The sequence below is a fragment of the Actinomadura xylanilytica genome, assembly GCF_030283145.1.
GTDB classification, from domain to species: domain Bacteria; phylum Actinomycetota; class Actinomycetes; order Streptosporangiales; family Streptosporangiaceae; genus Spirillospora; species Spirillospora xylanilytica.
In genome coordinates this window covers 1-13,975 of sequence record NZ_JASNWE010000006.1, presented here as the reverse complement: position 1 = coordinate 13,975, position 13,975 = coordinate 1, and the positions used below count along the sequence as shown (strand labels likewise).

Below are 13,975 nucleotides of genomic sequence, written 5' to 3'. Positions count from 1 at the left end.
CTCGCCTGGCGGCTCGGACGTCGACCGAGCTTGGGCGAGCGCGACATCGCGCTCGGGGGACGGCTGGGGCTGTTTGAGACAGCACCTGGCCCCTCCGGAAGGTCTTGTGGCGGCCCGGCTCCAGATGGTCCTGGAGCCGGGCCGCTTCGGTCGGGTAGGATGAGCGGGTCTTATCGCCGTCCGGTAGGGGAGTCCATTGAGGAACTGAGGTCGAGACGCCGCGCTGTAGCCGTTTCCGGCTCGCGCACGTGACCTCAGTGGACCCCTCGTCCCGTCGGCCCTCGTCTTTCCCTGGGCTTCTTCGGCGCGTCGCGCGTTTCCGCGGTGTCTCCAAGCATCCGCTGAATTCCGATGTGCCATGGAGGCCCTGATGTCATTCGCGATCGTGTGCTCGGACGTCTCGTTCGCCTGGTCGGACGGGACGGTCGTGCTCGACGGGCTCGACGCCTCGTTCGGCACCGGCCGCACCGGGCTGATCGGCGTGAACGGTTCCGGCAAGTCCACCCTGCTAAAGCTGGTCGCCGGCGAGCTCGCGCCCGGATCCGGGACGATCAGCGTCGCGGGGGAGATCGGCTACCTGCCGCAGAACCTCCCGCTCGGCACCGCCCGCACTGTCGCCGACCTGCTCGGCATCGGCGCGGCCCGCGCCGCGCTGCACGCCATCGAGCGCGGCGAGGCCACCGAGGCGAACTTCACCGCGGTGGGCGACGACTGGGACGTGGAGGAGCGGGCCCGCGCCGAGCTCGACCGGCTCGGGCTCGACCGTCTCGGCCTGGACCGGACGGTGGGCACCCTGTCCGGCGGCGAGACGGTGATGGTCGGGCTGGCCGCGCTGTTCCTGGCCCGCCCCGGCGTGCTGCTGCTGGACGAGCCGACCAACAACCTGGACCTGGACGCGCGCCGGCGCCTGCACGAGGCGGTCGCGGCCTGGCCGGGCGTGCTGGTCGTGGTCAGCCATGACCGCGAGCTGCTCGACCTGGTCGACGAGATCGCCGACCTGCGGGACGGCGCGGTCCGGTCGTTCGGCGGCAACCTCTCAGGCTACGAGGAGCTACTGGAGGTCGAGCGGGAGGCCGCCGAACGGACCGTCCGCGCCGCCGAGACCGACCTGCGCAAGCAGAAACGCGAGCTGGAGGAGGCGCAGATCAAGCTGGCCCGGCGGGCCCGCTACGGCAAGAAGATGAACGAGCAGAAGCGCGAGCCGAAGATCGTGATGGGGCTGCGCAAGCGGCAGGCCCAGGTCTCGGCGGGCAAGCACCGCATCATGCACGAGGACCGGCTCGCCGACGCGCGCGACCGGCTCACCGACGCCGAGGGGGCGGTCCGCGACGACGCCGAGATCAAGGTCGCGCTGCCGTCGACCGAGGTCCCGGCGGGCCGGACGGTGCTGACCGTGACCGGGCTCACCGCGCCCGAGCCCGTCCCGGCGACCCTGTCGGAGCTGATCGTGCGAGGCCCCGAGCGGATCGCACTGACCGGGCCGAACGGGTCCGGCAAGACCACGCTCCTGCGCGCGCTGGCGGGGGAGCGGACGCCGGAGGGCGTGTCGGTCAAGATCGGGGTGGAGGGCGCCCGGTACCTGCCGCAGCGGCTGGACGTCCTGGACGACGACCTGAGCGTCGTCGGCAACGTGCGCGCGTTCGCGCCGTCCGCGCCGGTCAGCGCGGTGCGGGCGGGGCTGGCGCGGTTCCTGTTCCGGGGCGCCCGCGCCGACCGGCTCGCGGGCTCGCTGTCGGGCGGCGAACGGTTCCGGGCGGTGCTGGCGTCGCTGCTGCTGGCCGAGCCCGCGCCGCGGCTGCTGCTGCTGGACGAGCCGACCAACAACCTCGACATGGCCAGCGCGCGGCAGCTCGCCCAGGCCCTGGACGCCTACCGGGGCGCGTTGATCGTGGTCAGCCACGACGTGCCGTTCCTGCGGACCATCGGGATCACCCGCTGGCTCCGGCTGGACCGGGAGACCGGGCTGGCGGAGTCGGACCCGCTGTGACCCCGGCCGTCCCCGGCCCGTGCGCGCTCGCACGGGCCGGGGGCGCGCACGGGCCGAGGGACGCTCTCCGCCGCCCGGCCAGGTGAGGACGCGCTTGACCAGGGGGCTGAGCAGTCTCACGGAGTGAGAGACGCGGGCCGTCGCGTTGAATACTCATCCATACTCGTGCATAATCTTGCTGGTCGCTTCCAGAAGGGCAGGGTGGACATGGGAATCCGGACGGCGGTCGCCGGCGCCAGCGGTTACGCGGGCGGCGAGGTGCTGCGCATCCTGGCGGGGCACCCCGAACTCGAGATCGGCGCGCTCACCGCGGGCTCCAACGCGGGCACCGAGCTGGGTGCCCACCAGCCGCACCTGCGATCCCTGGCCGGCCGGGTGCTGGAGGAGACCACCCCGCAGACCCTCGCGGGCCACGACGTGGTCTTCCTCGCCCTGCCGCACGGCCGGTCCGGGCCTCTCGCCGAGCAGCTCGGCGACGACGTGCTCGTGGTCGACTGCGGCGCCGACTTCCGGCTGGACGACCCCGCCGACTGGACCAGGTTCTACGGCACGCCCCACGCGGGCACCTGGCCGTACGGGCTGCCCGAGCTGCCCGGCCAGCGCGAGGTGCTCCGCGCCACCCGCCGCATCGCCGTCCCCGGCTGCTACCCGACCGCGGTGACCCTCGCGCTGTTCCCCGCGTTCGCCGCCGGGCTCGCCGAGCCCGACGTCGTCGTGGTCGCCGCGTCCGGCGCGTCCGGCGCGGGCCGGGCGCTCAAGCCGCACCTGCTGGGCAGCGAGGTCATGGGCTCGGTCAGCGCCTACGGCGTCGGCGGCACGCACCGGCACACCCCCGAGATGATCCAGAACCTCGGCCGGATCGCGGGCGAGCCGGTCACCGTCTCGTTCACCCCGACGCTCGCGCCGATGAGCCGGGGCATCCTGGCCACCTGCACCGCCAAGGCGAGGCCCGGAGTCACCGCCGCGACGCTCCGCGCGGCCTACGGGAGCGCCTTCGCGGACGAGCCGTTCGCCGAGCTGCTCCCCGAGGGCACCTGGCCCGCCACCTCGATGACGCTCGGCGCCAACACCGCCCTGATCCAGGTTGCCCTCGACGAGGCCGCCGGCCGCGTCGTCGTGGTCGCCGCCATCGACAACCTCACCAAGGGCACCGGCGGCGGCGCCGTGCAGAGCGCCAACCTCGCCCTCGGCCTGCCCGAAGAACTCGGGCTCACCACGATCGGAGTGTCCCCTTGAGCGTCACCGCCCCCCAGGGATTCCGCGCCGCCGGCGTCGTCGCCGGCCTCAAGGACAGCGGGGCCCGCGACGTGGCCCTGGTCGTCAACGACGGACCGTCCCGCGCGGCGGCCGGCGTCTTCACCCGCAACCGGGTGAAGGCCGCCCCCGTGCTCTGGTCGGAGCAGGTCCTCAAGGGCGGCCTGGTGCGCGCCGTGGTGCTCAACGCCGGTGGCGCCAACGCCTGCACCGGCGCGCCCGGCTTCCAGGACGCCCACGCCACCGCCGAGCGGACCGCCGCCCTGCTGGACGACTCGTCCGGCGAGATCGCGGTCTGCTCCACCGGCCTGATCGGCCTGCGGCTCGACATGGACGCGCTGCTGCCCGGCGTCGACCGGGCCGCCGCCGAGCTGTCCCGCGGCGACGGCGGCCTGGCCGCCGCCGACGCGATCCGCACCACCGACACCGTCGCCAAGATCTCGTTCCGGCAGGGCCCCGGCGGCTACATGATCGGCGGCATGGCCAAGGGCGCCGGGATGCTCGCGCCGTCCCTGGCCACCATGCTGTGCGTGCTCACCACCGACGCCGACCTGGACGCCGCCGCGCTGGACCGGGCGCTGCGCGCGGCCACCTCCGCCACCCTCGACCGGCTCGACGCCGACGGCTGCATGTCCACCAACGACACCGTGCTGCTGATGGCGTCCGGCGCCGCCGCCGTCACCCCGGCGGAGGCCGAGTTCACCGCGCTGCTCACCGAGGTCTGCGCCGACCTGACCCGGCAGCTCCTCGTCGACGCCGAGGGCGCGTCCAAGGCCATCGCGATCGAGGTGGTCGGCGCCGCCAGCGACGACGACGCGGTCACCGTGGGCCGCTCCATCGCCCGCAACAACCTGCTCAAGTGCGCCATCCACGGCGAGGACCCCAACTGGGGCCGGGTGCTGTCGGCCGTCGGCACCACCGCGGCGGTCTTCGAGCCCGACCGGCTCAACGTCGCGATCAACGGCGTCTGGGTCTGCCGCAACGGCTCGGTCGGCGACGACCGCGGCAAGGTCGACCTGCGCCCCCGCGACGTGACGATCACCGTCGACCTGGCGGCCGGCTCGCACAGCGCGACCGTCTGGACCACCGACCTCACCGCCGAGTACGTCCACGAGAACTCGGCGTACTCATCATGAGCGTGGTGTCGGGCGCGCGGATGCGCAAGCGGCGCGAGGGCGCGACCGCCAAGGCGGTGACGCTGATCAGCGCGCTGCCGTGGCTGGAGCGGTTCCGCGGCGCCACCGTGGTGATCAAGTACGGCGGGCACGCGATGACCGACGAGACGCTGCGGCACTCGTTCGCCGAGGACGTGGTGTTCCTGCGCTACGCGGGGCTGCGGCCGGTCATCGTGCACGGCGGCGGCCCGCAGATCAACGCGGCGCTCGCCGCCAACGGCATCGACTCGACCTTCACCGCCGGGCTGCGGGTCACCACCCCGGAGGCCATGGAGGTCGTCCGGATGGTGCTGACCGGGCAGGTGCAGCGGGACGTGGTCGGGCTGATCAACCGGCACGGCGCGTTCGCGCTCGGCATGTCCGGCGAGGACGCCAACCTGTTCACCGCCGAGCGCAAGCACGCCGTGGTGGACGGCGAGCGGGTCGACATCGGCCAGGTCGGCGAGATCGTCGAGATCGAGGTCGGCGCGGTCCGGGCGCTGCTGGCCGACGGCCGGATCCCGGTCGTGTCCAGCATCGCGCGCGGCGACGACGGCGAGGTCTACAACGTCAACGCCGACACCGCCGCCGCCGCGCTCGCGGTCGCGCTCGACGCCGCCAAGCTGGTCGTGCTCACCGACGTCGAGGGCCTGTACGCCGACTGGCCGGGCAGCGACGACGTCATCGACAGCCTCACCACCGACGAGCTGGCCGTGCTGCTGCCCGAGCTGTCGGCGGGCATGGTGCCGAAGATGGACGCCTGCCTCCAGGCGGTGCGCGGCGGGGTCCCGCAGGCGCACGTGCTGGACGGGCGGGTGCTGCACTCGCTGCTGCTGGAGATCTTCACCGAGGAGGGGATCGGAACGATGGTGCTGCCCAGCCCCCTGGGCTCGCCCGCCGATGACGAGCTGACGGGAGACCTCGCGTGAACGGGGAGAACGGCGTGAGCGGCGCCGACCTCAGGAAGCGATACGAGGCCGCGTTCATGCCCAACTACGGCGTCCCGCCGCTCGCGCTCGCGTCCGGCGCGGGCTGCCGCGTCCGCGACCACGACGGCCGCGAGTACCTCGACCTGATCGCGGGCATCGCGGTCACCTCGCTCGGCCACGGCCACCCGGCCCTGGCCGAGGCGGTCGCGGCACAGGCCGCGCGGCTGGCGCACACCTCCAACCTGTTCGTGAACGAGCCCGAGGTGCTGCTCGCCGAGAAGCTGCGCGAGCTGCTCGGCGGCGACGGCCGGGTCTTCCTCGCCAACAGCGGCACCGAGGCCAATGAGTGCGCGCTCAAGCTGGCCCTCAAGTACGGCCGGACGCACGGCCGCTCCTACTTCGTCGCGGCCGAGAACGGCTTCCACGGACGGTCGATGGGCGCGCTGTCCCTCACCGGCAAGCGGTCCATCCGCGAGCCGTTCGGCCCGTACGCGCTCGACGTCCGGTTCGTCCCCTACGGTGACGCCGACGCGCTCAAGGCCGCGGTGACCGGGGACTGCGCCGCGGTCTTTTTGGAACCGACGCAGGGCGAGGCCGGCGTCGTTCCCCCGCCGCACGGGTACTTCACCGCCGTACGGGACATCTGCGACGCGACCGGCGCCCTGTTCGTCGCCGACGAGATCCAGTCGGCCATCGGCCGCACCGGGGCCTGGTTCGCCTTCCAGCACGAGAACGCCCGGCCCGACGTGCTGACGCTGGCCAAGGGGCTCGGCGGCGGCATGCCCGTCGGCGCGTGCATCGCGTTCGGCCCGCACGGCGAGATCTTCGCCAAGGGCGACCACGGCAGCACCTTCGGCGGCAACCCGGTCAGCGCCGCCGCCGCCCTCGCCGTGATCGACGCCATCGAGGACGGCGGCCTGCTCGACCACGTCACCGAGGTCGGCGACGCCCTCGCCGCGGGCCTGGCCGCGATCGACCACCCGCTGCTGGCGGGCGTCCGAGGCCGCGGCCTGTGGCGGGCCGCGGTGCTGACCGCGCCCGCCGCCCCCGCCGTCGAGGCCGCGTCCCGCGCCGCCGGCTTCCTGGTCAACGCCGTCCAGCCGGACGCGATCCGGATCGCACCGCCGCTCGTGCTCACCGCCGCCGAGGCCCGCTCGTTCGTGGACGCCTTCCCGGCGATCCTGGACGCCGCCTCCGCCGACGCCCCCAAGGAGGGCTGAACGATGGTCCGGCACTTCCTCCGCGACGACGACCTCACCCCCGCCGAGCAGGCCGAGATCCTCGACCTCGCCGCCGCCGTCAAGCGCGACCGGTTCGCCCGCCGCCCGCTGGACGGCCCCCGGTCGGTCGCGGTGCTGTTCGACAAGCCCTCCACCCGCACCCGGCTGTCCTTCGCCGCCGGCATCGCCGAGCTCGGCGGGAACGCCCTGGTCATGGACGCCGGCAGCAGCCAGCTCGGCCGCGGCGAGAGCATCGCCGACACCGCCCGGGTGCTGGAGCGGCAGGTCGCCGCGATCGTGTGGCGCACCGGCGGCCAGGAGCGCATCGAGGAGATGGCCGCCGGCACCGCGGTGCCCGTCGTGAACGCCCTCACCGACGAGTTCCACCCCTGCCAGATCCTCGCCGACCTGCAAACGGTGCGGGAGGCCAAGGGCGGCCTCGCCGGCCGCACCCTCGCCTACTTCGGCGACGGCGCCAACAACATGGCGCACTCCTACCTGCTCGGCTGCGCCACCGCCGGGATGCACGTGCGGATCGCCGCCCCCGTCGCACAGCCGCCCGACCCGGCGATCGCCGCCCGCGCCACCGAGCTCGCCGCGGCGACCGGCGGCTCGGTCGCCGTCACCTCCGACGCGAAGGAGGCCGCGGCCGGCGCCGACGTCCTCGCCACCGACACCTGGGTGTCGATGGGGCAGGAGGGCAAGGACACCGCGCTGTACGAGCCGTACGCCATCGACGACGCGCTCCTCGCGCTCGCGGGCCCCGGCGCCGTCGTGCTGCACTGCCTGCCCGCCTACCGGGGCAAGGAGATCGCCGCGTCCGTCCTGGACGGCCCGCGCAGCCTGGTCTGGGACGAGGCCGAGAATCGGCTGCACGCCCAGAAGGCGCTGCTGATCTGGCTGCTGGAGCGCGCCGGATGACGACCCTGATGACCAAGGCCGCCCGGCACGCCCGGGTGATCGAGCTGCTGACCCGGCACCCCGTCCACTCCCAGGGCGAGCTCGCCAAGCTCCTCGCCGACGCCGGCGTCGAGGTCACCCAGGCCACGCTCTCGCGCGACCTGGTGGAGATCGGCGCGGTGAAGCTCCGCGCCGACGACGGCAGCCTGATCTACGCCGTGCCGGGGGAGGGCGGCGAGCGGATCAGGCGCACCCGCACCGGCGCCGGGGAGACCTTCGCCGGCCGGCTCACCCGCCTGGCCGCCGAGCTGCTGGTCTCCGCCGAGGCGTCGGCCAACCTGGTCATGGTGCGGACCCCGCCCGGGGCCGCGCAGTACCTGGCCTCGGCCATCGACCACGCCGAGCTGCCCGCCGTCCTCGGCACGGTCGCCGGCGACGACTCCATCCTGGTCATCTCCCGCGACCCGGCCGGCGGCCAGGACCTGGCCCAGGCCCTGCTCAAGCTCGCCGCGGGGCGCGAACGACGAAGCTAGGGGCCGCGCGCCCCCGCCCCGCAGCACCCCGCACGATCCACCCAACCGCAGCGCACCACTTCAAACAGGAGATCACAGCATGAGCGAGCGCGTCGTTCTCGCATACTCGGGCGGCCTGGACACCTCCGTCGCCATCCCGTTCCTCGCCGAGCAGACCGGCGGAGAGATCATCGCGGTGGCCGTCGACGTCGGCCAGGACGGCGAGGACCTCGACGCCATCCGCAAGCGGGCCCTCGACTGCGGCGCCGCCGAGGCCGTCGTGGTGGACGCCAAGGAGGAGTTCGCCGCCGACTTCTGCGTCCCGGCCCTCCAGGCCAACGCCCTCTACATGGACCGCTACCCGCTGCTGTCCTCGCTGTCCCGGCCGCTGATCGTCAAGCACCTGGTCTCCGCCGCCAAGGAGTTCGGCGGCACCGCCGTCTCGCACGGCTGCACCGGTAAGGGCAACGACCAGGTCCGGTTCGAGGCCGGGCTGTCGGCCCTGCACCCCGACCTGAAGGTCATCGCCCCGGCCCGCGACTACGCCTGGACCCGCGACAAGGCCATCGCGTTCGCCGAGGAGAAGGGCCTGCCGATCGACGTGTCGGCCAAGTCGCCCTACTCCATCGACCAGAACCTGTGGGGCCGCGCGGTCGAGACCGGGTTCCTGGAGGACATCTGGAACGGGCCCATCGAGGACGTCTACGACTACACCGCCGACCCCGCCGAGCCGCGCGAGGCCGACGAGGTCGTCATCACCTTCCGCGCCGGCGTCCCCGTCGCGCTGGACGGCCGCGCCCTCACCCCGTACCAGGTCATCGCCGAGCTCAACCGGCGCGCCGGCGCCCAGGGCGTCGGCCGGATCGACATGGTCGAGGACCGGCTGGTCGGCATCAAGAGCCGCGAGGTGTACGAGGCGCCCGCCGCCGTCGCGCTGATCGCCGCGCACATGGAGCTGGAGAACGTCACCGTCGAGCGGGACCTGGCCCGGTTCAAGCGCTCGGTCGACCAGCGGTGGGGCGAGCTGGTCTACGACGGCCTGTGGTTCTCGCCGCTCAAGGACTCCCTCGACGCGTTCATCGCCGACGCGCAGCGGCACGTGTCCGGCGACGTCCGGATGACCCTGCACGGCGGGCGCGCGGTGGTCACCGGCCGGCGCAGCGACGCCTCGCTCTACAGCTACGACCTGGCGACCTACGACACCGGCGACACCTTCGACCAGAGCCTGGCCAAGGGCTTCGTCGAGCTGTGGAGCCTGCCCAGCAAGATCGCCGCCATGCGCGACCGGGGCCAGAACGCCTGACCCGCCCGGACCGGCCCGTCCGGCCTGCGCGCTCCAACGCACCGCAGCGCGCCGACGTGGCCATACGCTGAAGGACCGGGCCCCTTGCCCGTACGCTGAGGCGGGCGCGGGCCGCGCGAGACGCGGCCGGCGCCCCCGAGGCGATCGATCGAACGCACGCACAGCGGTGGGAAGAAGAGGATTTCCGTGACCAAGGCACCGACGCGTCTGTGGGGCGGCCGGTTCGAGGGCGGCCCGTCGGACGCGCTCGCGCGGCTCTCGGTGAGCGTCCAGTTCGACTGGCGGCTCGCCCCGTACGACCTGCTCGGCTCGCGCGCGCACGCCCGGGTGCTCAACCGGGCCGGGCTGCTCACGGCCGAGGAGCTCGAGCGCATGCTCGGCGCCCTCGACGACCTGGAGGAGGCGTGCAAGTCCGGCGAGTTCCGGCCCACCGTCGCCGACGAGGACGTGCACACCGCGCTCGAGCGCGGCCTGCTGGAGCGCCTCGGCGCGCTCGGAGGCAAGCTGCGCGCCGGCCGCAGCCGCAACGACCAGGTCGCCACCGACCTGCGCCTGTACCTGCGCGACCACGCCCGCCAGGTCGTGTCGCGGCTGGTCGAGCTGGAGACCGCGCTGATCGCGCAGGCCGAGCACAACCTCGGCGTCGCCGCGCCCGGCATGACCCACCTCCAGCACGCCCAGCCGGTGCTGTTCTCGCACCAGCTGCTCGCGCACGTCCAGCCGCTGACCCGCGACATCGACCGGCTGCGCGACTGGGACAAGCGCGCCGCGATCTCGCCGCTCGGCTCCGGCGCGCTCGCCGGGTCCTCGCTGCCGCTGGACCCGCAGGCGACCGCCGCCGAGCTCGGCTTCGACGCCGCCGCGCCCAACTCGATGGACGCCGTCGCCGACCGCGACTTCGTCGCCGAGTTCCTGTTCGCCGCGGCGATGACCGGCGTGCACCTGTCCCGGCTCGGCGAGGAGATCTGCCTCTGGGCCTCGCAGGAGTTCCGCTGGATCGAGATGGACGACACCTACGCCACCGGGTCGTCGATCATGCCGCAGAAGAAGAACCCGGACGTCGCCGAGCTCGCCCGCGGCAAGGCCGGCCGGCTCATCGGGCACCTGGTCGCCCTGCTGACCACGCTCAAGGGCCTGCCGCTCACCTACAACCGCGACCTCCAGGAGGACAAGGAGGGCGCCTTCGACGCGGTCGAGACGCTGCTCCTGGTGCTGCCCGCGCTGTCCGGGCTGGTCGCGACCATGCGGGTCAACACCGAGCGGCTGGAGTCGCTGGCCCCCGCGGGCTTCGCGCTCGCCACCGACCTTGCCGAGCTGCTCGTCCGGCGCGGCGTGGCCTTCCGCGACGCGCACGAGGTGGTCGGCCACCTGGTCGTCTGGTGCCAGGTCAACGACAAGGACTTCGGCGACCTGACCGACGAGGAGCTGGCCAAGGTCTCCCCGCACCTCACCCCGGACGTGCGCGAGGTGCTGAACGTCCAGGGCGCGCTGGCGTCCCGCAAGGCGTACGGCGGCACCGCCCCCGAGCGGGTGGGCGAGCAGATCGCCGCGCTGCGCTCCCTGGCCAACGAGCACGCCGCGTGGGCGTCCGGCTCTGAGGGCTGACCCCGGCCGGTGGACGGGCGGCGCCTCCGCCCGTCCACCCCTTGCCGTGGGCCCGGCACCACGCGGCCCCGGCCCCGGCTGCAAGGCCCGGCCCAGACCCGGACACGTGAGCATGTGAGGCGATAGTGAGCGAGACGTCACTGCCGAGGGCGTTCTTCGACCGGCCGGTTGAAGAGATCGCCCCCGCACTGCTGGGCCGGGTTCTGACGCACCGCGCCGGCGGTGGCCCGGTCGCCGTCCGGCTCACCGAGGTGGAGGCGTACGCGGGGCCGCTCGACCCCGCCTCGCACGCCTACCGCAGCCGCACCCCGCGCAACGAGGTGATGTTCGGGGAGGCCGGCCACGCCTACGTCTACTTCACCTACGGCATGCACTTCTGCGTCAACTTGGTGTGCGGGCCGGAGGGCACGGCGTCGGCCGTCCTGCTGCGCGCGGGCGAGGTGATCAGCGGCTGGGAGACCGCCCGGGAGCGGCGGCCCCGCTCGACCGTGCGGGACCTGGCCCGCGGCCCCGCCCGGCTGTGCCAGGCCCTCGGCATCGCGCGCGGCCAGAACGGCCTGGACGTCTGCACGGACGACGGTCCTCTGCGCGTCCTCGCCGGAGAACCGGTGGACCCCGCGCTGATCAGGTCTGGGCCGCGCACGGGCGTGAACGGCGCCAAAGAGACGCCGTGGCGTTTCTGGATCGACGGCGATCAGAGCGTCTCGCCCTACCGTGCGCACGTCCCGCGCAGACGGAGGAAGGCCGCCGCGGATGGCTGAATCCGCCGCCGATCCCGATCCCGGTCCTGGAGGCGCGCCCGGTCCCGCGTGGGCGGGCGGTCCACCGCGGTCCGCCGGCTCGGCGAGGCCCAGGAGGCGGACGTGGCGGATCATCGCGCCGCTGCTCCTCCTCTTGATCGTCCTGGCCGTCCTGGACGGGCGGCTGGAGCGGCGGGAGGTCCTCGAACGGTCCGGGCAGCCGGCGTCCGTGGCCTACTCCGACCGGTCGGCCCACTTCGTGGGCGTGGTCCGCACCCGGAGCTGGATCCTCGGGCGGCACCGCAAGTACGAGCTGTACACGGGACGGGACATCGCCCTGTCGTACGGCCACCATGTCCGATTGGACTTCACCGGCACCGACCGTCCCGTGGTGAGGGAAGCGGCCTGGGGCAGCGACGGGGTCCGGGTGCGCTTCACCTCGGGACACGAGGTGTTCGTACCCGCGCGCTACTTCCTCAACGGGCGCTGAATATCGTTAGCGTGATGCACACCCCATCGGGCACCCTGATGGGGCGTACCTTTTGGCACGTCGGAGACGAGGGAGAACGTGACCGACATCCTGGACGAACTCGCGTGGCGCGACATGATCGCGCAGTCCACCGACCTGGACGAGCTGCGGGCGCTGCTCGCCGCCGGGCCGGTCACGCTGTACTGCGGGTTCGATCCGACGGCGCCCTCGCTGCACCTCGGCAACCTCATCCAGATCCTCACCCTGCGGCGGTTCCAGCACGCCGGGCACCGTCCGATCGGGCTGGTCGGCGGCGCCACCGGCCTCATCGGCGACCCGAGCGGCAAGAGCGCCGAGCGGGTGCTGAACTCCGAGGAGACCGTCGCCGGCTGGGTCGAGCGGATCCGCGGCCAGGTGTCCAGGTACCTGGACTTCGGTGACGGCCCGACGGGCGCGCTGATGGTCAGCAACCTCGACTGGACCGGCCGGATGAGCGCCATCGAGTTCCTGCGCGACATCGGCAAGCACTTCCCGGTGAACCGCATGCTGGCGCGCGAGACCGTCAAGAAGCGCCTCGACACCACCGGCATGAGCTACACCGAGTTCAGCTACGCGCTGCTCCAGTCGATGGACTACCTCGAGCTGTTCCGGCGGTACGGATGCCGGTTGCAGACCGGGGGCAGCGACCAGTGGGGCAACCTCACCGCCGGCGCCGACCTGATCCGGCGCGCCGAAGGGGAGAGCGCGCACGCGCTGACCACCCCGCTGCTGACCAAGGCCGACGGCTCCAAGTTCGGGAAGACCGCCGGCGGCGAGACGTACTGGCTCGACCCCGACCTCACCTCGCCGTACGCGTTCTACCAGTTCTGGTTCAACGCCGACGACCGCGACGTGGACAAGCTCCTGAAGGTCTTCAGCTTCCGCCCGAGGGAGGAGATCGAAGACCTGGTCAAGCAGGGCGCCGACCGTCCCGCCGCCCGCGCCCCCCAGCGGGCGCTCGCGGAGGAGATGACCACCCTCGTGCACGGCGCGGACGAGACCGCGCGCGTCGTCGCGGCCTCGCGTGCGCTGTTCGGGCAGGGGGCCCTGGAGGAGCTGGACGAGCGGACGCTGAGGTCGGCCCTGGCGGAGGTGCCCCGCACGGAGGTACCGCCGGGGGAGCTGCCGCCGGTGGTCGACCTGCTCGCGGCGTCCGGCCTCTGCAAGAGCAAGTCCGAGGCGCGCAGGACGGTCGCTCAGGGCGGGGCCTACCTGAACAACGCGAAGGTCGAGTCGGAGGACGCGACGCCGGCCGCCGCCGACCTGCTCCACGGCCGCTTCCTTGTGCTGCGGCGGGGCAAGCGCAACGTGGGCGGTGTGGAGGTCACCGTTCCGGCCTCCTGACGGGACGCGGAACAGCGCGAGGGCGAGCGCCCGTCCGGATGTCCGGACGGGCGCTCGCCCTCGTTCCGGGAGAACTTCGGGGGATCCATGTCACAGTGCGGTCACGGGGAGGGTCCGCCGGCGGCTCCAGAGGGTGCTTCGAACCCCGAGAACCCCTGGTGGGGCGGGCTTTTCGGGGGGTATGGGCGCCGATTTGACGGTGCCGCGAGACCGGCTTAGTGTTCTACCTGCCCCACGAGAGACCAGGACGACGTTTAAGACGGCCTGTCTCGGGGGAACCTCCACGAACCTGTAGGGCATGGATGTTTCATGCCCAAAGGGAACAAGGAGGGGCGAACTACCCGAAAGTTTGACAAACCGGGTGGATCGGATAGAGTTTAAGGGTTGCCCCGGAGCGAGGCCCGCGAGAGTGGGTGGAGCGCGGTGGGTGTCCGTTTCTTGAGAACTCAACAGCGTGTTAAAAGCCAGTGCCTTAATCGGTTCGGTCATTAGTTGGCTGGACCACCCCGTGCCACTGTC

At 73.0% G+C, this 13,975-nt stretch carries 12 protein-coding genes; all 12 read left to right on the top strand.

What is annotated here, in order from left to right:
• Positions 1 to 370 precede the first annotated feature (370 nt).
• Positions 371 to 1,987, top strand: coding sequence for an ABC-F family ATP-binding cassette domain-containing protein (locus QP090_RS34260; protein ID WP_285943868.1), 1,617 nt, complete (start codon positions 371 to 373; stop codon positions 1,985 to 1,987).
• Positions 1,988 to 2,194: 207 nt separating this feature from the next.
• Positions 2,195 to 3,223, top strand: coding sequence for an N-acetyl-gamma-glutamyl-phosphate reductase (gene argC, locus QP090_RS34255; protein ID WP_285944060.1), 1,029 nt, complete (start codon positions 2,195 to 2,197; stop codon positions 3,221 to 3,223).
• Positions 3,220 to 4,377, top strand: a complete 1,158-nt coding sequence (argJ, locus tag QP090_RS34250; RefSeq protein WP_285943867.1) for a bifunctional glutamate N-acetyltransferase/amino-acid acetyltransferase ArgJ — start codon at positions 3,220 to 3,222, stop codon at positions 4,375 to 4,377. The genes argC and argJ overlap by 4 nt, the downstream gene beginning before the upstream one ends.
• Positions 4,378 to 4,397: 20 nt before the next feature.
• Complete coding sequence (gene argB, locus QP090_RS34245; protein WP_432763109.1) at positions 4,398 to 5,324, top strand: acetylglutamate kinase; 927 nt, start codon at positions 4,398 to 4,400, stop codon at positions 5,322 to 5,324.
• Positions 5,321 to 6,544, top strand: a complete 1,224-nt coding sequence (locus tag QP090_RS34240; protein WP_432763106.1) for an acetylornithine transaminase — start codon at positions 5,321 to 5,323, stop codon at positions 6,542 to 6,544. Before argB ends, QP090_RS34240 begins: the two co-directional genes overlap by 4 nt.
• Before the next feature lie 3 nt (positions 6,545 to 6,547).
• The gene (argF, locus tag QP090_RS34235) at positions 6,548 to 7,465 is read left to right on the top strand and encodes an ornithine carbamoyltransferase (RefSeq protein ID WP_285943864.1); all 918 of its coding nucleotides are present in this window, start codon (positions 6,548 to 6,550) and stop codon (positions 7,463 to 7,465) included.
• Positions 7,462 to 7,977: an arginine repressor gene (locus QP090_RS34230; RefSeq protein ID WP_285943863.1), complete on the top strand. Its 516-nt coding sequence runs from the start codon at positions 7,462 to 7,464 to the stop codon at positions 7,975 to 7,977. Before argF ends, QP090_RS34230 begins: the two co-directional genes overlap by 4 nt.
• Positions 7,978 to 8,056: 79 nt before the next feature.
• The gene (locus tag QP090_RS34225; RefSeq protein ID WP_285943862.1) at positions 8,057 to 9,259 is read left to right on the top strand and encodes an argininosuccinate synthase; all 1,203 of its coding nucleotides are present in this window, start codon (positions 8,057 to 8,059) and stop codon (positions 9,257 to 9,259) included.
• A 186-nt stretch (positions 9,260 to 9,445) separates the two neighbouring features.
• Complete coding sequence (gene argH / locus QP090_RS34220; RefSeq protein ID WP_285943860.1) at positions 9,446 to 10,864, top strand: argininosuccinate lyase; 1,419 nt, start codon at positions 9,446 to 9,448, stop codon at positions 10,862 to 10,864.
• Positions 10,865 to 10,989: 125 nt separating this feature from the next.
• Positions 10,990 to 11,625 carry a DNA-3-methyladenine glycosylase gene (locus QP090_RS34215; RefSeq protein WP_285943858.1) on the top strand — a complete coding sequence of 212 codons (636 nt, stop codon included), beginning with the start codon at positions 10,990 to 10,992 and terminating at the stop codon, positions 11,623 to 11,625.
• A complete protein-coding gene (locus tag QP090_RS34210; protein WP_285943857.1) occupies positions 11,618 to 12,094 on the top strand; it encodes a hypothetical protein in 477 nt (158 codons plus the stop codon). The genes QP090_RS34215 and QP090_RS34210 overlap by 8 nt, the downstream gene beginning before the upstream one ends.
• Positions 12,095 to 12,172: 78 nt before the next feature.
• The gene (tyrS, locus tag QP090_RS34205) at positions 12,173 to 13,456 is read left to right on the top strand and encodes a tyrosine--tRNA ligase (RefSeq protein ID WP_285943856.1); all 1,284 of its coding nucleotides are present in this window, start codon (positions 12,173 to 12,175) and stop codon (positions 13,454 to 13,456) included.
• The last annotated feature ends 519 nt before the right edge of the window (positions 13,457 to 13,975 follow it).

Bases quoted from the DNA above. Each gene is read 5' to 3' on its own strand.
- QP090_RS34260 (WP_285943868.1), top strand. From the start codon at position 371: ATGTCATTCGCGATCGTGTGCTCGGACGTCTCGTTCGCCTGGTCGGAC.
- argC (WP_285944060.1), top strand. From the start codon at position 2,195: ATGGGAATCCGGACGGCGGTCGCCGGCGCCAGCGGTTACGCGGGCGGC.
- argB (WP_432763109.1), top strand. From the start codon at position 4,398: ATGCGCAAGCGGCGCGAGGGCGCGACCGCCAAGGCGGTGACGCTGATC.
- argF (WP_285943864.1), top strand. From the start codon at position 6,548: ATGGTCCGGCACTTCCTCCGCGACGACGACCTCACCCCCGCCGAGCAG.
- QP090_RS34230 (WP_285943863.1), top strand. From the start codon at position 7,462: ATGACGACCCTGATGACCAAGGCCGCCCGGCACGCCCGGGTGATCGAG.
- QP090_RS34225 (WP_285943862.1), top strand. From the start codon at position 8,057: ATGAGCGAGCGCGTCGTTCTCGCATACTCGGGCGGCCTGGACACCTCC.
- QP090_RS34210 (WP_285943857.1), top strand. From the start codon at position 11,618: ATGGCTGAATCCGCCGCCGATCCCGATCCCGGTCCTGGAGGCGCGCCC.